Source organism: Bacillus aerolatus, assembly GCF_009183655.1.
Lineage (GTDB): Bacteria > Bacillota > Bacilli > Bacillales > Domibacillaceae > Pseudobacillus > Pseudobacillus aerolatus.
The window spans coordinates 70907-87540 of sequence record NZ_WEIO01000001.1; the positions used below are offsets into that span (position 1 = coordinate 70907).

The following is a 16634-nucleotide window of genomic DNA, read 5'->3' on the forward strand; positions in this document are numbered from 1 at the left end:
AAAAGAGGAGGATCACATAATGAGAGTAAATATTACATTAGCATGCACAGAAACAGGGGACAGAAACTATATTACAACGAAGAATAAGCGTACAAATCCAGAGCGTTTGGAATTAAAAAAATATTGCCCGCGTTTAAAAAGACATACACTGCATCGTGAAACGAAGTAAAAGGAAGAGAGAAAACTTTTTCTCTACCGGCAAAAAAGAGCGTGTCCATTTTCGAACAGAAATGAGCCGCATGCAAAAATAAATGCAGCGGCTGGCTTTTTTTAAAATAGCATCAAAAAATCCGGCTCCTTTAAAGGAAGCCGGACTTAGTTATGTAATGGAAAGGCCGCGTTTGCCGTACATTTAATGAAGTTTTAAAACCACCACTCCATAAAGTGGGTGTTTGCAGAAACGCTCCTATCGTCCTCATAGCGATGAGGCATGATATTCCCGCTTCAATGTTAAAACTCCCTATTTCAGCTTAAAGGTTAAAACTTTATTAAGATTACGCACAACGCAGCTGATATGTACACTATACCGAATGTCGTCATAAAATGCAACGCCAATTTTTTCTATTATCTAGTGTTTAAATCGAAAAGAGAAGGGAAAAAAATAATTATACACTAGTTGAAAGTGAGGAGAATGGCATGAGAGTAGTAAATGCGGAATTACAATATAACGAAGATAAAATCAAAGGCGACTTTACTGACACGTTGAAGAACATCTTGAAAAAAGAAGGCATTGAAGTCATTTCTGTCGATAAAAATAAAAATACAGAGCCAGCCAGCCCTTATCCGAGATCGAAAAACAAAGACGCCGTGTCTGACATTAATTCAGCAGGCGCAGGAGGTATGGTTTCTCCAAATTAACAAATATGCAGCTTGGCCGCCTTTAGGGGCGGTCTTTTTGTTTGTTCTTTTTCCTTTTTGGCGAAAATGAAATAAAAAAGGAGAGAGTCAGATGAAGTGGGTAATTCCTTTTATTTTATTTCTCGTTTCAACCACCGCCGGTACATATTTAACAGAAACATCAAGAAACAAACAAGTGGAGGCGATTGAAGCAGTAGATTCCGCCAAAGTGGTATCAGGTCCACACAGCGTTCAAGTAATTATTCGTGAGACAGATGAACATGGCCAGTTGAAAACGAAAGCCCACGCTGAAACGATTTGGGCAATGGAAGACTTTTGGGCTCAATATGAGGGATATCAGCTTGTGGATATGAATGAGAAAGAAGTGATCTTTGAAACAAGAAGCAGGGAAAGATAAGTGATGCATTGTCTAATTATTTCAACATTTTAGCTGTTTGTTCACGAATCCAAATTGGTATTCAATCTTTCTTTTCAATTCTTAAGAACAGATGTTTCTTTTTAATTTTTTCCACGAATAAATCATGGTATGATACAATGAAGGGTAGTGTGCAATGCAGAGGAGAGAATCATTTTGTACGAATATATAAAGGGCACTGTGGCGTTCGTAGGGCCGGAGTATGTTGTCATTGAAAATGGCGGCATCGGCTTTCAAGTGTTGACGCCGAATCCATTTGCTTTTTCAAAATATGAACAGCAGAACGTAACAATGTATACGTACCAGCATGTGCGCGAAGATGTGCTGGCGCTATATGGCTTCTCTTCTATGGAAGAGAAGCGATTGTTTGAAAAGCTGATTTCTGTATCGGGCATTGGACCGAAAGGAGCGCTCGCTGTGCTCGCGAGCGGAGAACCTCAGCAAGTCGTGTCGGCGATTGAACAGGAAGATGAAAAGTTTTTAACGAAATTTCCAGGCGTTGGCAAGAAAACAGCACGGCAAATGATCCTTGATTTAAAAGGGAAGCTGGCTGATGTTGTGCCGGAGTTTTTCCCGAATTTGTTTCATCCTGACGGCACAGAGAAAAAGCCGGCTTCTTCTGGTGAATTGGAAGAAGCGCTGCTCGCTCTTGAAGCGCTTGGTTATTCAGCCCGGGAAATTAAAAAAATCAGCCTGAAGCTGAAGGCAGAGTCTTTAACGACAGATCAGTACATCCGTAAAGGACTGCAGCTGCTGTTGAATGGATAAATGAATGAGGGAGTGATCATGCGATGGAAGAACGCATCGTTTCCGGAACGGCTGAAATGAATGAGTTGTACGAGGAACAATCACTGCGTCCCCAGACGTTAAAACAATATATTGGCCAGGAGCAAGTAAAGAACAATCTGGCAATTTTTATTGAAGCGGCCCGGCAGCGCGGGGAAACGCTCGATCACGTGCTGCTGTATGGTCCGCCCGGACTTGGTAAAACAACGCTTGCCGCTGTCATTGCTAACGAAATGGGCGTGCAAATGAGAACGACTTCAGGGCCGGCGATCGAACGGCCTGGGGATCTTGCTGCTGTTTTGACGGCGCTGGAGCCGGGTGATGTGTTGTTTATCGATGAAATACACCGCCTGCCACGTTCGATCGAAGAAGTGCTGTATCCGGCGATGGAGGACTTTTGCCTTGATATCGTGATTGGCAAAGGACCGAGTGCACGCTCTGTCCGCCTTGATTTGCCGCCGTTCACATTAATCGGTGCCACAACGCGGGCTGGTTCACTTTCCGCCCCGCTCCGTGACCGCTTCGGCGTGTTAAGCCGGCTTGAATATTACAGTGAAGAACAGCTGACAGACGTCGTTATGCGCACAGCAGATATTTTTGAAACAGCGATTGATCCGGTTGGTGCCGGAGAAATCGCCCGCCGTTCGAGGGGCACGCCGCGAATCGCCAACCGTCTTCTGAAGCGGGTGCGCGATTATGCCCAGGTGCGCGGCAATGGTACGATTACTTATGACGTGGCCGAAGAAGCGCTTGAACTGTTGCAAGTCGACCGGATGGGTCTTGATCATATTGATCATAAGCTGTTAAAAGCGATTATTGAGCGCTTCCGCGGCGGTCCGGTCGGTATCGAAACGATAGCGGCGAGCATCGGTGAGGAGTCGGGGACGATTGAAGATGTGTATGAGCCGTATTTGCTGCAGATTGGCTTCTTACAGCGGACACCGAGAGGGCGGATTGTCAGCGGCTTAGTATACCGCCACTTTCAAATGGAAGTTCCGGCTGAATGAGTGGAGTCGGCAAAACGCTCATGCTGCTCGGTGTCATCATTTTTGTCATCGGCCTCGTTATGCAGTTTGTCAAAATCGGCCGCTTGCCCGGGGATTTTTTATTTAAAAAAGGAAATACAACTTTTTATTTTCCAATTATGACTTCTATTATCGTCAGCATCGTGCTGTCCCTGCTTTTTTATGTAATCGGAAAATGGAAATAAACAGATAAGGATGAAGAAAGTGAAAGTAGAAGATTTTGACTTTAATCTGCCGGAAGAATTGATTGCACAGACCCCGCTTGTTGAGCGGACAAAAAGCCGGCTCATGGTGCTCGATAAAGAAACAGGCGCCATTAGTCATGAAGTATTTAAAGATATTACTTCTTATCTTAAGCCGGGCGACTGTCTCGTGCTCAACGACACGAAAGTAATGCCGGCCCGCCTGTACGGTGTGAAAACAGAAACAGGCGCGAAAATTGAAGTGCTGCTCTTAAAACAAGAAGAGGGCGACCGCTGGGAAACACTTGTAAAGCCGGCGAAGCGAATCAAAACGGGCAGTAAAATTATATTTGGAGACGGGCGGCTCACGGCTGTCTGCACAGGTGAAAAAGAGCATGGCGGAAGAATGTTGGAGTTTTCTTATGAAGGCATTTTTTACGAAGTACTTGACGAACTTGGGGAAATGCCGCTGCCGCCGTACATTAAAGAGCAGCTGGAAGAACGCGACCGCTATCAGACTGTCTTTGCAAAAGAGCGAGGATCGGCCGCCGCCCCAACGGCAGGGCTTCATTTTACGGAAGAACTGCTGGAGGAAATCCGCAGCATGGGCGTGCATACCGCTTTTTTAACACTTCACGTCGGTTTGGGCACGTTCCGCCCGGTGTCTGTCGATACGATTGAAGAACATGAAATGCATGCGGAGTTTTATCACGTTTCAGAAGGAACAGCTCGTCTCATTCAGCAAGTGAAAGACGAAGGCGGCCGCATCATCAGTGTGGGTACAACGTCTACTCGTACATTGGAAACGGTCGCCCGTGACCACGGCGGCCGGATAGAAGCGGCGAGCGGCTGGACGGATATTTTTATTTACCCGGGCTTCGAATTCCAGGCGATCGACGGCATGATCACGAATTTCCATTTGCCGATGTCGACATTAATTATGCTCGTCAGTGCACTCGCCGGGAAAGAACATGTGATGAACGCCTATGAGGAAGCGGTACGGGAAAAATACCGCTTTTTCAGTTTCGGTGATGCGATGATGATTAAATAAGAATGGAGCTTCCGCTTTTAGATTATCTAGCTGCGCCTCCTTGGGGCTCGAGGTCATATGCCAGTCTGACTGCATGGCTGAAAAGCGCCATTTCGTCATCCTGTCATATGCTTGTCGCCCCAGTGCAGTCGGCTCCGCTTTTAATACATCCAGCTGCAGCGCCTAGCCCCTCGAGGTCAAATAACCTTCTTCCAATGAAGTCAAAGAGCAACTTCTTTGGGAGAAGAACATTTGCTTGTCGGGGCTGACCAAGGCGCTTCCGCTTTTAGAGAAAGGAGTGGCATGGATTTGCCAGCGATTAAATATGAATTAATTAAAACGTGCAAACAGACAGGTGCGCGTCTCGGCCGTGTGCATACACCGCATGGGAGTTTTGAAACGCCTGTGTTTATGCCTGTCGGGACATTGGCTACTGTTAAGACGATGTCTCCCGATGAAGTGAAGGAAATGGGTGCTAATATCATTTTAAGCAATACGTATCACCTTTGGCTTCGTCCGGGGCATGAAATCATTAAGGAAGCGGGCGGTCTTCACAAGTTTATGAACTGGGACCGGTCGATTTTAACTGATTCCGGCGGTTTTCAGGTGTTTTCTTTAAGTGAGTTTCGTAAGATTGAAGAAGAAGGCGTTCATTTTCGCAATCATTTAAATGGAGACAAGCTGTTTTTGTCACCGGAAAAAGCGATGGAAATTCAAAATGCACTCGGACCTGATATTATGATGGCATTTGATGAGTGCCCTCCTTATCCTGCGGAACATGATTATATGAAGCGGTCGGTTGAGCGGACATCCCGCTGGGCGGAAAGGTGCTTGAAAGCCCATGCCCGCCCCGAAGACCAAGGATTGTTTGGTATCGTTCAGGGAGGCGAATATGAAGAGTTGCGCCGCCAAAGTGCGAATGATCTCGTTTCCCTTGATTTTCCGGGCTATGCGATTGGCGGGTTGTCTGTTGGGGAGCCGAAAGATGTCATGAACCGCGTACTCGAATTTACAACACCGCTTTTGCCGGCCCAGAAACCGCGTTATTTAATGGGCGTTGGTTCGCCGGATTCTTTAATTGACGGTGCGATTCGTGGAGTGGATATGTTTGACTGTGTACTGCCGACGCGGATTGCCAGAAATGGCACTCTCATGACGAGCGAAGGCCGCCTCGTCGTAAAAAATGCGAAATACGCCCGTGATTTCGGACCGCTTGATAAAAATTGCGACTGCTATACGTGCCGCAATTATTCGCGCGCTTATATCCGTCATTTAATTCGCGCAAATGAAACATTTGGTATCAGGCTTACAACTTACCATAACTTATATTTTCTGATAAAATTAATGGAAAGAGTAAGAGAAGCGATTAAAGAAGATCGTCTCGGTGATTTCAGAGACGAATTTTTCGAAACATACGGCTTTAACCGGCCGGATGCAAAAAACTTCTAATATCGTTCTCGGAAAGGGGGGAATTTTATGCAATCAATTATTATGCTCGTGTTGATGTTCGTTATTTTTTACTTTTTGCTTATCCGTCCACAGCAAAAGCGCCAGAAAAACGTGATGGAAATGCAGAATAACTTGCAAAAAGGCGACAAAATTGTTACTATCGGCGGTTTGCACGGCTTTATCGATGCAATCGAGGAAGGCACAGTTGTTATTAAATGCGGCGATGGCAGCCGTCTTACATATGACCGTTCTGCTATTCGCGAAGTGTCTGAAAAAGCAGCCGTTCTATAAGATAAGAGACTGGTCAACATGTCGGGAGGGAAACAGCTGTCGAATGTTTTCGACAGCTTGCTTCGCGGCTCTTTTTTGTTGTTGGAAAATTACAAAATAATCGCAAGGTGGATAACTTTCCTAATGTAGCGGGCCTACGGCAAGCGTAAGCGCCTAGCCCCTCGAGGTCAAATAACCTTTCCTCAATGAAGTCAAAAATCGGACTTCTTTGAGGAAAGAACATTTGCTTGTCGGGGCTGATCGAGGCGCTTCCGCTTTTGTTTTGAATACGCACGATAAAAAAGCAAATCCTCATCATTGAGTGATTTGCTTTTTTTATTATTTTCTCGAATAGATGTTTACTCCTAAAATACCGCCCATCATTGCTGTGATGATAAAACAAAGGTGGTAGATAAGCTGCTCCCAGTGAAAGCCAGTGTTATAGCCAAGATATTGATACATCATCATTACAGCGCTGTATAAAAGACCTGTCGCTCCCCCGGAAAGCCAGCCTTTTTTCCCTGAAAGCTTCCCTGAAATAAATCCTCCTGAAAATAAAACGAGAAATGAAGCGATCGTAATGGAAAGCTGTAATGACGATTCATTTAATGAGCTGAACCGTAAAATTAACGAAAAAACTAAACTGCACACCGCGGCAAAAACGAAAATCACGAGCGTTCCATACATAATGCCATAGCTGAAAGGCTTCACGTTAAAGTCCTCCTTAATTACCATTGTTTGTTCTTCATGTTTTTTTGATACAGGTTCACACTAGAAGTAAACACTAATGAATATGAAAGGGAGTCTCATGATTTATTGGACAATCATTTTGCGGGCGATATTTTTATATATCGTCATTTTATTTATATTCCGGCTAATGGGCCGGAGAGAAATTGGTGAACTTAGCATTCTGGATCTTGTTGTCTTCTTGATGATCGGTGAAATGGCTGTTCTAGCTATTGAAAAACACGAGGATCCGCTGATGCATACGCTCGTGCCAATTGCTGTTTTAGTACTTATTCAAATCATTTCTGCTTACATTTCACTTAAAAGTGTCAAATTCCGTGAGTTTATCGAAGGAAAGCCGGAAATCATCATAAAACATGGGAAAATCGATGAAAAGGCGATGAGAAGACAGCGATATAACTATCATGATCTGCTTCTTCAAATGCGTGAAAAAGATATCCGGCACATTGATGATATAGAATTTGCGATATTGGAAACATCAGGAAGCCTATCGGTATTGCCAAAAGAGAATAAACGGAAAAATGGTTCATTTACATTGCCGCTCGTGCTTGACGGCAAAGTCCACCATGAGCATTTAGAGATGATCAACCAGACAGAGCAATGGCTGATTCGGGAATTAACGAAAAGAGGGTACAAAAATATAGAAAAGGTTTCTTTTTGCAGCTTTCATGACGGCCGGTTTTTTATCGATGAAAAGGATCGATAAAAGCTGGCTTATTTTTTTATGAAAGGCAGGCGGGATAAATCTTGCTTCGTAACGAGTCCGCACAGAATAGAAATACATAAATAGCAAAAGGAAGTGATAAGCGCCCCCGCTGCAAGGTACAGAGATGAGCTTAAGCCATTGAGCCACATGTGATTTAACGAGCGGCTGATGAAATAAGAAACTGCCAGGACAAGGAGAAATTTAACATATTGGCGCACATCCACTGAAATGGAGATTTTTTTAAACACAGTGGCCAAATGCAGCAGTGTGACGAGCAAAATACTTGCAGCCATACCGAGTGCTGCTCCGTAAATACCGAATTGCGGCTGCGAAGCAAAGATGAAAATGACAGATAACTTAACAACTGCCCCGATGAGACTGTTGATCATAGCTGCATTGGCTAAGTTTAAAGCTTGCAAAACAGCCTGGAGTGGACCTTGGTAATAATAAAACAAAAAAAACGGAGCCATCAATGTAATAAAACGTGCGCCATTGGATGAGTGATACATAAATTGCATGAGCGGTTCAGCGTATAAGAATAAAATCAGCACAGATATTCCGCCGGTGACGAGGCAAAAACGCAGCGCTTCCTGAATGCGGTGCTCAAGCAGCTGATGTTGTTTTTTTGCATACGCTTCGCTGACAGCAGGAACGAGAGAAGTAGACAACGCCAGTGTTACAAAAGAAGGCAAAAACATAACAGGCAGCGCGTAACCGGTAAGGACACCGTACTCTTTTGTGGCGACAACGGCGGTTACACCGGCAATGGCTAGACTGTGCGTAACAACAATCGGCTCAAAAAACCACGCCAGCGATCCGATCATTCGGCTGCCGGTAGACGGAATAGCGACTTCAAACAACTCTTTTGCCGTTTCTTTGCCGTTGCGAATCGCTCGGAAAAAGCGGCGGCGAAGCAAAAAGGTTTTATTAAAGCGGAACATTAGCAGCAAGTAAAGCAGGGAAATCAATTCACCTGCAGCAGCAGCGGCCATCGCTCCGGCTGCCGCAAATTCTATCCCGTAAGGCAGCATTTCTTTCGTAAACAAGGCAATTAAGCCGATGCGGACGACCTGTTCAATAATTTGCGAATAAGCGGCTGGCTTCATATTTTGTCTGCCTTGGAAGTACCCGCGCAGCACAGAAGAGACCGCAATGATTGGAATGGCAGGCGTTATGGCCGCTAAAGGATAATATGTGCGCGGATCGGTAAATAACACTTCAGATAAATATGGCGCGAGCAGCAAGAGAGCCGGTGTAAAAAGAAGCGATAAAGATATGGTGATCGACAGTGACACAGCTAATATTCGTTTCATTTTTGCTGTGTCTCCTCGTGCTTCAGCGGCGGCAATGCTTCTGGAAATGGCTACAGGGAGACCTAGCTGTGTGAGCGTGACGACGAGAATGAACGTCGGAAATACCATCATATACAAGCCGACGCCTTCTTCGCCGATCAGGCGGGCGATCACAATCCGGTTGACAAAACCAAGTATTTTTGTAATAAACATAGCAGCCATTAAAACGAGCGTCCCTTTTAAAAACTTCGACATCTGTCTCCCTGCCTTCTCAAAATAGATGAATTGCTTTACAATGATATATATGCCTTCTAGTCGGGCAAGCATGACAAGTTCATTTATTCTTCTAACAAAAAGGGGATGGGGAGAATGGCGGGAGTACATCCATACGAAAAATATTTTCAACACCTGCTGCCGGCATTAAAAAGCAAAGTTGAAGAATTTCGGCTGCTGAATTACGGCACTATCGATATACCATCTTTGTGGGAGTATTTAACGAGAAAGAAATGGCGGAAGCCGGTAGAAGACGTACATATGTACCAGCTTGTTGCTGATATTGTATCGACCATGCCGGGAGACTATATGAATTATGCAACGATCGAATCGTATCGCTCGACGAATTGGCTCGAAGAAATCAGCAAGGAAGAACTGCAGGAATTGTTAGGAACGAAAAAGAATTGAGTAAAATTGACAGCGGTTATTTTCTGCTTCATAATAGTTTTGTTAAGGAATTCTGGTATCCTTTTACCAGAATTTTTTTTATCAGCTGGCAATCATTTATTCAATTTTTAAGAAATGATCTGGACTAAGGAGGAAGTTGCACAATGGTAAAACGCAGCCGGATCGTAGCCTTTTTTCTTATTGTACTGTTGCTTGCAAGTACAATCGGGCTTACGGCGAAGGATATTGTCAAAGATATAAAACTTGGCCTTGATCTTCAAGGCGGGTTCGAAGTGCTGTATGAAGTGAAGCCGGCAAAAGAAGGACAAAAGATTACAGAACAAGTTGTAGCCAATACGGCTGATGCACTCGACAAGCGGGTCAATGCCCTCGGAGTAAGCGAGCCGAGCATTCAAATTGAAGAAGGCAACCGTATCCGCGTTCAGCTTGCAGGCGTGGAAGATCAGACTGAAGCCCGGAAGATGCTGTCCACGCAAGCGAATTTGTCTTTCCGTGACGTGACGGACAAGCTCATGATGGACGGAGGTGACCTTGCAGAAGGGGGAGCCACTCAGTCTTTTACTGAGCAAGGTGCGCCAAATGTCGCCTTGAAGCTGAAAAGCAGTAAGAAATTCAAAGAAGTCACTGAGCACATTGTCAGTTTGACGCCAAACAACCAGCTCGTCATCTGGCTTGATTTCGAAGAAGGGAAAGATTCCTTCCAAAAAGAAATTCAACAGAAAGACCCTAAGTTTTTATCTGCACCAAATGTAGATGAAGTTTTTAATACAAATGAAGTAACGATTCAGGGAAGTTTCACTGTCGAGGAAGCGCAAAATCTTGCTTCACTATTAAATGCCGGTGCTTTGCCAGTGAAGCTGGATGAAGTGTATTCCACTTCTGTCGGCGCCCAATTTGGTGAAAAAGCACTTGATCAAACCATTTTCGCCGGAATTGCCGGGATCTTAGTTATTTTCTTATTTATGCTTCTTTACTACCGATTGCCGGGAATTGTAGCGATCATTACTCTTTCAGTCTATATTTATTTAATTTTATTAATTTTTGGCTGGATGAATGCCGTCTTGACGCTGCCGGGTATTGCCGCATTGATTCTCGGAGTTGGGATGGCGGTCGATGCCAATATTATTACGTATGAACGGATCAGAGAAGAAATCAAAGTGGGCCGAACGATCCGTGCCGCTTTTAAAGAAGGGAATAAAAACTCATTCCTGACGATTCTCGATGCCAACTTAACGACGATTTTAGCAGGAGCGGTTTTGTTTTACTTCGGAACAAGCTCTGTCAAAGGGTTCGCGACAATGCTCATCATCAGCATTCTCATCAGCTTTGTGACAGCTATTTGGGGTTCACGCCTGCTCCTTGGCCTGTTTGTCCATAGCAACTGGCTGAAGGACAAGCCAGGTTGGTTCGGTGTCAATAAAAAAGACATTAAAGACATTAGTGAAAACTACGATACACTTGATTTGCCGACAAGATTTGATCGCTTTGACTTTGTGAAGCATCATCGCAAGCTGTTCGCATTGTCAGCCATTGCGATCCTTGCGGGCATGATCGTTCTCGGAGTTTTCCGCCTGAACCTTGGCATTGACTTCTCGAGTGGGACGCGCATGGAAATTATGGCGAAAGAACCGCTGACAGAAGCAGTGCTTAAGAAAGACTTGGCGGAAGTAAAACTCTCCACCGACGATATTGTCCTTTCGGGTGAACAAAAAGAAGTCGGTGTGGCTCGTTTTAAAGAATCATTTTCTCAAGATAAAATTGCTGAAGTGAAAGATCACTTCGCGAAAAAATACGGCAGTGAACCGAATATCAGCACCGTTTCGCCAATCGTTGGGAAAGAGCTGGCAAAGAATGCGATGATTGCTCTTGTTATTGCTTCTGCTGGTATTGTGCTATACGTTACGCTGCGCTTTGAAATTTATATGGCGCTCGGTGCCATCATCGCTTTGCTGCATGACGCCTTTTTCATCGTCGCTTTCTTCAGCTTGACACGTCTCGAAGTCGATATCACTTTTATCGCCGCTGTTTTAACGATCATCGGTTACTCCATTAACGATACAATCGTTACATTCGACCGCATGCGCGAAAACTTGGCGAAAAGACGTAAAATCAAAACAGAAAAAGAACTTGAAGATATCGTCAACGGCAGCTTGCGTCAAACATTGAGGCGTTCCATTAACACCGTCCTGACCGTTGTCATCGCCGTTGTTGCCCTGCTCCTGCTCGGAAGCGAATCGATCCGTAACTTCTCGATCGCCCTCCTAGTCGGATTAATTTCAGGAACTTACTCTTCCCTCTTCATCGCCGCCCAACTGTGGCTCGTGTGGAAGAAAAAAGAACTAAAGAAAAAAGGCACCCTCACTACCTACAAAGAGAAAAAACAATGGAGCGACGAACCACAAGTCTAGAAAGGCGGAAGCGCCTGTTCTGCTCCGATAGGCAAATGTTCTTCCCCCAAAGAAGTCGCTCTTTGACTTCATTGGGGGAAGGTTATTTGACCCCGAGGAGCAAGGCGCTGGACAATAGAAAAGCGGAAGCGCCGACAGCCGCGATAAATAACAACCTAGGGCTGCGAAAAAGTCTGTTATCCACTGACTTTTTCGCAGCCCTTTTTTCTATAAAAAAGAAGAGCGGTGCAGCATTGTGCACGGGTTACTCGAATTTCTGTACATCCGCGTCTGATTTATGCACAAGAACCACCACAATAGACACGCTGTCAACTAATAAAACAAAAGAGGTATTTGAGACATCTTCGTTTTTTCATGATTCAGGGCGCTCTTGTCCATAATAACGGTAGGAAAAAGTGGAGGAGGAGATGGGATGGAGACAGAGGAAAGGTTTAAAAAAGCAGAGTTTGCGGCAATGGTGGGAGTCGTCGGAAATATTGCTCTAGCTATTTTGAAATGGGTATGCGGGATTGTGGGCAACAGCCGGGCGCTCATTGCCGATGCTGCGCACTCGGCATCAGATGTCGCTGGGTCGCTGGCCGTGTGGATTGGGCTAAGAGCCGCTAAGCGCCCGCCCGATGAAGATCATCCATACGGACACGGGAAAGCAGAATCCATTGCGGCTATCATTGTGGCCGTTTTGCTCGTCATCGTTGGTGTGGAGATCGGCATTTCATCTGTGAAAGCTTTTTTTCAAGAGATTGAGCCGCCTAATGCTATCGCTATTTATGCCGTCATTTTTTCAATCCTTGTGAAAGAAGCGATGTTTCAATACAAGTACCGGCTGGGAAAAAGGGTAAAGAGTGATGCGTTAATTGCGAACGCTTATGAGCATCGCTCCGATGTTTATTCTTCCATAGCGGCACTGATCGGGATTGGAGCGGCGATGCTGGGCGGAAAGCTTGGGATAGACTGGCTCGTTTACGGAGATCCTGTCGCTGGTCTTCTCGTTTCTCTGCTCGTGTTGAAAATTGCCTGGAAAGTCGGAAAAGAATCCATTCACAGTACGCTTGATCATGTGCTTCACGAAGAAGAGACCGAGACTTTTAAAAAAGCTATTTTATCAGAACCCGATGTCAGAAAAATCGATTCTCTTTATGCACGGGAGCACGGCCATTACGTAATTATTGATTTGAAAATTTCAGTCGATCCCTTAATGACAGTCGAGGAAGGGCACCGGATTGGAAAAAAGGTGAAAAAAAAGCTGCTCGAGCTCGCCAACGTGCAAGATGCGTTTATACACATTAATCCCGACCAGCCGCTTACGGAAGAAGGCAAATAATTGAAAGGAAGGGAAGCGGATGAAAACACAATCGACTTTATTGCTTGTCGTTCTTTTCGCTTTAATAGTTGCGGTGTTTGCCGTCATTAATGTGAACCCTGTCACAGTGAACTATTTGTTCGGGCAGTCTCAATGGCCGCTCGTTCTCGTCATTATTTTTTCGGTGCTGATGGGTGGATTGATTTCCGGGCTGCTTAGCTTGTTTCGGACAATTGGCTTGAGACGACAAAACAAAGTACTCATTCATCAAATTGAGAAGCTGAAACAGGAGCTTCACGACTTGAAATTGGAAAGCCGGGGGAGAAGCGGGACAAGTGAAATAAAGCGTACGGTGCCAGATGGAGAATAAGAAATAAGCTATGGTTAGAGAATAGAGGCCTTGAATGCAAGGTCTCTTTTTCTGTGAAAATAAGTCCTTGCATTGAATCCCCATTTTTACTCTTGTATAATAGTAAGGCTGAGGGGTGACTTTATGTTAAAATCAAAAACCCGCTGGATTGTCCGGGAAACTGACAAGCAAATGCGAGATCAACTGGCAGAACAACTAGAGATAAGCCCGCTGCTCGCTTCTTTGTTGATTAATCGCGGTATGACTGAGGCGGAGACAGCGCGGAATTTTTTATATGATAAAGGAAATGAATTTCATGATCCGTTTTTGCTTAGCGGAATGAAAGAAGCGAGTGAACGGATTCATCAAGCAATTGCAAATGAAGAGCCCATTTTAATTTTTGGCGACTATGACGCGGACGGTGTCAGCAGTACATCCGTGATGATGACCGTCTTAACCGATTTAGGAGCCAAAGTAGATTTTTATATTCCGAACCGTTTTACAGAAGGATATGGACCGAATGAAGCTGCCTTCCGCCAAGCGAAGGAGAACGGCTATCAGTTAATTATAACGGTTGATACAGGTATTGCAGCGGTGAAAGAAGCAGCTGTGGCAGCGGAGATCGGCATTGACTTAATTATTACCGACCACCATGAACCGGGGCCGGAGCTTCCGCAGGCGCTGGCGATCATCCATCCGAAGCTCCCAGGTGGCAGCTACCCTTTCCCTTATTTGGCGGGAGTCGGTGTCGCCTTTAAAGTAGCGCATGCGCTTTACGGACGCGTGCCAGAGCATTTGCTGGATCTGGCAGCTATAGGAACGATCGCTGACCTTGTCCCATTAAGAGGAGAAAATAGAACCATTGCCAAAGCTGGCATAAAGAAACTGCAGCAAACATCGCGGCTTGGCATTGAAGCGCTGCTGCAATTGACCTCAACTAAAAAAGAAGTGGTCAATGAAGAGACGATCGGTTTTATGATTGCACCGCGTATCAATGCGGTAGGGCGTCTTTCAGATGCCGATCCCGCCGTTGAGCTGATGCTGACAAAAGATAAGGCAACGGCGGCCGAGCTGGCACAGGAAATTGATGCGATGAACAAAGAGCGCCAAGCCATTGTTGCAGAGATTACGAAAGAAGCGGTTGAGATGGTGAAATCTCACTATCCTCCGGAAAAATACCCGGTCATCGTGATCGGAAAAGAAAACTGGAACGCGGGGGTTATTGGCATTGTCGCTTCCAAATTAGTTGATACTTTTTACCGTCCGGCGATCGTGCTGAGCTTTGACCCGGAAACGAATAAGGCAAAAGGGTCAGCAAGAAGTATTACGGGCTTTGATTTATTCAAAAATTTATCAACGTGCCGCGAATTGCTTCCTCATTTCGGCGGCCATCCGATGGCTGCGGGGATGACATTGGAATTATCCGATGTAGATAGACTAAGAGAGCGGCTTTGTGCACTGGCTAATGAACAGCTGACAGTTGAAGACTTTATTCCGGTGACTGAGCTTGACGCGGCCGTGCCGCTCGACCAAGTAAATCTCCCAATCATTGAACAATTGAATATGCTGGCGCCGTATGGGATGAGCAACCCGAAACCGAAAGTGCTGATTGAAAAAGCTGGATTGTCGACTTTGCGCAAAATCGGTTCCGATCAAACTCACTTAAAGCTCCAATTGGAAAATGAAGCGGGATCTCTCGATGGCATCGGCTTCGGTATGGGGCATTATGCGGATCATATTGCTCCTTTTTCTAAAGTGTCTGTGATCGGAGAGCTCGCTGTAAATGAATGGAATAATATTCGCAAGCCGCAATTATTTTTGAAAGATCTTCAAGTGGATAACTGGCAGTTGTTTGATGCAAGGGGGCACCGGCAGCTTGAAAAATGGATTGGCCAAGTTCCTCGTGAGCGTCTGCTCATAACGTTTAAAGAAGACACAGTCCGCGAATTGAACTTAGAAACATTCAAGCCTGAAATTGTGCACATTAGCGGGCCGAAAGAAGCGGCTCAATTGTCTGTTCATGATAAAAATATTGTGTTTGTTGATTTGCCGCCTGCAGAAGGATACGTGGAAGCTTTGCTGCAAAATGGCTGCCCCGGACGTATTTACGTTCATTTTCATCAACAGGACAGTCATTTTTTCAGCACGATGCCGACGAGGGAGCATTTTAAATGGCTGTATGGCTTCTTATTAAAAAGAAAAAGTTTTGATTTAAATAAATATGGCGATGAGCTTGCTAAGCATCGAGGCTGGTCTCGCGAAACAATAGATTTTATGTCAAAAGTGTTTTTTGAGCTCGGCTTTGTTACAATAAATGGGGGAATCATTCATTTACAAGAAACAGCCCCAAAAAGGGACTTAAATGAATCACCGTCTTATCAAAATAAGAAACTGCAGCTTGAACTGGAAAATAAGCTGCTGTATTCTTCCTACCAGGAGTTAAGAGCCTGGCTGGATGAACACGTGAATGCGCCTGTAGATAATGAGGAGGAAGTTGAATCATGGATTTAAAACCGTATATTAAAATTGTGCCGGACTGGCCAAAGCCAGGCATTAAATTTAAAGATATTACCCCTTTAATGGATAATGGCGATGCCTTTCGCTATGCGACAGACCAGATTGTCGAGTATGCGAAAGAGAAACAAATTGATTTGATCGTTGGTCCAGAAGCCCGTGGCTTTATCGTCGGCTGTCCGGTCGCTTATGCACTTGGCGTTGGCTTTGCTCCTGTTCGTAAAGACGGAAAACTTCCGCGTGAAACGGTAAAGGTAACTTACGGAAAAGAATATGGTGACGACGTGCTAACGATCCATAAAGATGCAGTAAAACCAGGCCAGCGTGTGCTGATTACGGATGATTTGCTCGCTACAGGCGGTACTATTGAAGCGACGATCAAACTTGTTGAACAGCTTGGCGGCATCGTCGCCGGCATTGCATTTTTAGTAGAGCTTTCTTATTTGGACGGCCGCAGCAAATTGGACGGCTATGACGTATTAACGTTAATTCCTTATGAATAAATAATGCTAGAAGATAGGCACTGTGAGAAGTGCCTGTTTTTTTATATTTTCTCTGCCACAACAGGGTGTTTTTCACAGAAAGCCGAAAAAAAAGTGAATAATTTCGACATATTTTTTCG

18 protein-coding genes and 1 other RNA gene are annotated in these 16634 nt (G+C 45.0%); 16 read left to right on the forward strand and 3 right to left on the reverse strand.

The features are described 5' to 3' along the window. Positions 1 to 19: 19 nt before the first annotated feature. Complete coding sequence (rpmG, locus tag F9802_RS00350; protein ID WP_152149170.1) at positions 20 to 169, forward strand: 50S ribosomal protein L33; 150 nt, start codon at positions 20 to 22, stop codon at positions 167 to 169. Positions 170 to 328: 159 nt separating this feature from the next. Here rpmG and ssrS read toward each other — a convergent pair. Next, a non-coding RNA gene (gene ssrS, locus F9802_RS00355) (6S RNA) lies at positions 329 to 515 on the reverse strand. Between the two features lie 121 nt (positions 516 to 636). Here ssrS and F9802_RS00360 point away from each other — a divergent pair. From F9802_RS00360 to yajC, 8 genes are all read left to right on the forward strand, one after another. Further along, the gene (locus tag F9802_RS00360; protein ID WP_152149171.1) at positions 637 to 858 is read left to right on the forward strand and encodes a hypothetical protein; all 222 of its coding nucleotides are present in this window, start codon (positions 637 to 639) and stop codon (positions 856 to 858) included. Positions 859 to 949: 91 nt separating this feature from the next. Then, positions 950 to 1255: a BofC N-terminal domain-containing protein gene (locus tag F9802_RS00365; protein WP_152149172.1), complete on the forward strand. Its 306-nt coding sequence runs from the start codon at positions 950 to 952 to the stop codon at positions 1253 to 1255. 174 nt (positions 1256 to 1429) lie between these two features. Next, positions 1430 to 2041 (forward strand): Holliday junction branch migration protein RuvA, encoded by a 612-nt coding sequence (ruvA, locus tag F9802_RS00370; RefSeq protein WP_152149173.1) that lies wholly within the window; start codon positions 1430 to 1432, stop codon positions 2039 to 2041. A gap of 23 nt (positions 2042 to 2064) precedes the next feature. After that, complete coding sequence (gene ruvB, locus F9802_RS00375; RefSeq protein ID WP_152149174.1) at positions 2065 to 3066, forward strand: Holliday junction branch migration DNA helicase RuvB; 1002 nt, start codon at positions 2065 to 2067, stop codon at positions 3064 to 3066. Beyond that, the gene (locus F9802_RS00380; RefSeq protein ID WP_152149175.1) at positions 3063 to 3269 is read left to right on the forward strand and encodes a DUF2905 domain-containing protein; all 207 of its coding nucleotides are present in this window, start codon (positions 3063 to 3065) and stop codon (positions 3267 to 3269) included. The genes ruvB and F9802_RS00380 overlap by 4 nt, the downstream gene beginning before the upstream one ends. 19 nt (positions 3270 to 3288) lie before the next feature. Beyond that, a complete protein-coding gene (gene queA, locus F9802_RS00385) occupies positions 3289 to 4317 on the forward strand; it encodes a tRNA preQ1(34) S-adenosylmethionine ribosyltransferase-isomerase QueA (protein ID WP_152149176.1) in 1029 nt (342 codons plus the stop codon). Positions 4318 to 4599: 282 nt separating this feature from the next. Further along, complete coding sequence (tgt, locus tag F9802_RS00390; protein ID WP_191991746.1) at positions 4600 to 5745, forward strand: tRNA guanosine(34) transglycosylase Tgt; 1146 nt, start codon at positions 4600 to 4602, stop codon at positions 5743 to 5745. A gap of 27 nt (positions 5746 to 5772) precedes the next feature. Continuing rightward, the gene (gene yajC, locus F9802_RS00395; RefSeq protein ID WP_152149177.1) at positions 5773 to 6036 is read left to right on the forward strand and encodes a preprotein translocase subunit YajC; all 264 of its coding nucleotides are present in this window, start codon (positions 5773 to 5775) and stop codon (positions 6034 to 6036) included. A 318-nt stretch (positions 6037 to 6354) separates the two neighbouring features. On the opposite strand, the gene F9802_RS00405 is transcribed toward yajC, so the two are convergent. Beyond that, complete coding sequence (locus tag F9802_RS00405) at positions 6355 to 6726, reverse strand: TIGR04086 family membrane protein (protein WP_318636084.1); 372 nt, start codon at positions 6724 to 6726, stop codon at positions 6355 to 6357. A gap of 97 nt (positions 6727 to 6823) precedes the next feature. Here F9802_RS00405 and F9802_RS00410 point away from each other — a divergent pair, with 97 nt between their 5' ends. Beyond that, positions 6824 to 7468, forward strand: coding sequence for a DUF421 domain-containing protein (locus F9802_RS00410; RefSeq protein ID WP_152149732.1), 645 nt, complete (start codon positions 6824 to 6826; stop codon positions 7466 to 7468). Positions 7469 to 7476: 8 nt separating this feature from the next. Here the strand turns inward: F9802_RS00410 and spoVB are convergent, their stop codons facing one another. Further along, entirely contained in the window at positions 7477 to 9015 is a 1539-nt protein-coding gene (spoVB, locus tag F9802_RS00415; protein ID WP_152149179.1) for a stage V sporulation protein B, read from the reverse strand. Between the two features lie 114 nt (positions 9016 to 9129). On the opposite strand from spoVB, the gene F9802_RS00420 reads away from it, so the two are divergent. From F9802_RS00420 to F9802_RS00445, 6 genes are all read left to right on the forward strand, one after another. Next, positions 9130 to 9441: a post-transcriptional regulator gene (locus tag F9802_RS00420; RefSeq protein ID WP_152149180.1), complete on the forward strand. Its 312-nt coding sequence runs from the start codon at positions 9130 to 9132 to the stop codon at positions 9439 to 9441. Between the two features lie 143 nt (positions 9442 to 9584). Beyond that, on the forward strand, positions 9585 to 11849 hold the full coding sequence (gene secDF / locus F9802_RS00425; protein ID WP_152149181.1) for a protein translocase subunit SecDF: 2265 nt from the start codon (positions 9585 to 9587) through the stop codon (positions 11847 to 11849). A 412-nt stretch (positions 11850 to 12261) separates the two neighbouring features. Then, positions 12262 to 13170, forward strand: a complete 909-nt coding sequence (locus F9802_RS00430; RefSeq protein ID WP_152149182.1) for a cation diffusion facilitator family transporter — start codon at positions 12262 to 12264, stop codon at positions 13168 to 13170. A 19-nt stretch (positions 13171 to 13189) separates the two neighbouring features. After that, entirely contained in the window at positions 13190 to 13519 is a 330-nt protein-coding gene (locus tag F9802_RS00435) for a LapA family protein (RefSeq protein ID WP_152149183.1), read from the forward strand. Positions 13520 to 13642: 123 nt separating this feature from the next. After that, on the forward strand, positions 13643 to 16009 hold the full coding sequence (recJ, locus tag F9802_RS00440) for a single-stranded-DNA-specific exonuclease RecJ (protein ID WP_152149184.1): 2367 nt from the start codon (positions 13643 to 13645) through the stop codon (positions 16007 to 16009). Continuing rightward, entirely contained in the window at positions 16000 to 16515 is a 516-nt protein-coding gene (locus F9802_RS00445) for an adenine phosphoribosyltransferase (protein WP_152149185.1), read from the forward strand. The genes recJ and F9802_RS00445 overlap by 10 nt, the downstream gene beginning before the upstream one ends. The last annotated feature ends 119 nt before the right edge of the window (positions 16516 to 16634 follow it).

Bases quoted from the DNA above. Each gene is read 5' to 3' on its own strand.
- yajC (WP_152149177.1), top strand. From the start codon at position 5,773: ATGCAATCAATTATTATGCTCGTGTTGATGTTCGTTATTTTTTACTTT.
- spoVB (WP_152149179.1), bottom strand. From the start codon at position 9,015: ATGTCGAAGTTTTTAAAAGGGACGCTCGTTTTAATGGCTGCTATGTTT.
- F9802_RS00430 (WP_152149182.1), top strand. From the start codon at position 12,262: ATGGAGACAGAGGAAAGGTTTAAAAAAGCAGAGTTTGCGGCAATGGTG.
- F9802_RS00445 (WP_152149185.1), top strand. From the start codon at position 16,000: ATGGATTTAAAACCGTATATTAAAATTGTGCCGGACTGGCCAAAGCCA.
- F9802_RS00380 (WP_152149175.1), top strand. From the start codon at position 3,063: ATGAGTGGAGTCGGCAAAACGCTCATGCTGCTCGGTGTCATCATTTTT.
- secDF (WP_152149181.1), top strand. From the start codon at position 9,585: ATGGTAAAACGCAGCCGGATCGTAGCCTTTTTTCTTATTGTACTGTTG.
- F9802_RS00360 (WP_152149171.1), top strand. From the start codon at position 637: ATGAGAGTAGTAAATGCGGAATTACAATATAACGAAGATAAAATCAAA.
- F9802_RS00365 (WP_152149172.1), top strand. From the start codon at position 950: ATGAAGTGGGTAATTCCTTTTATTTTATTTCTCGTTTCAACCACCGCC.
- recJ (WP_152149184.1), top strand. From the start codon at position 13,643: ATGTTAAAATCAAAAACCCGCTGGATTGTCCGGGAAACTGACAAGCAA.
- rpmG (WP_152149170.1), top strand. From the start codon at position 20: ATGAGAGTAAATATTACATTAGCATGCACAGAAACAGGGGACAGAAAC.
- ruvB (WP_152149174.1), top strand. From the start codon at position 2,065: ATGGAAGAACGCATCGTTTCCGGAACGGCTGAAATGAATGAGTTGTAC.
- tgt (WP_191991746.1), top strand. From the start codon at position 4,600: ATGGATTTGCCAGCGATTAAATATGAATTAATTAAAACGTGCAAACAG.
- F9802_RS00435 (WP_152149183.1), top strand. From the start codon at position 13,190: ATGAAAACACAATCGACTTTATTGCTTGTCGTTCTTTTCGCTTTAATA.
- F9802_RS00410 (WP_152149732.1), top strand. From the start codon at position 6,824: ATGATTTATTGGACAATCATTTTGCGGGCGATATTTTTATATATCGTC.
- F9802_RS00420 (WP_152149180.1), top strand. From the start codon at position 9,130: ATGGCGGGAGTACATCCATACGAAAAATATTTTCAACACCTGCTGCCG.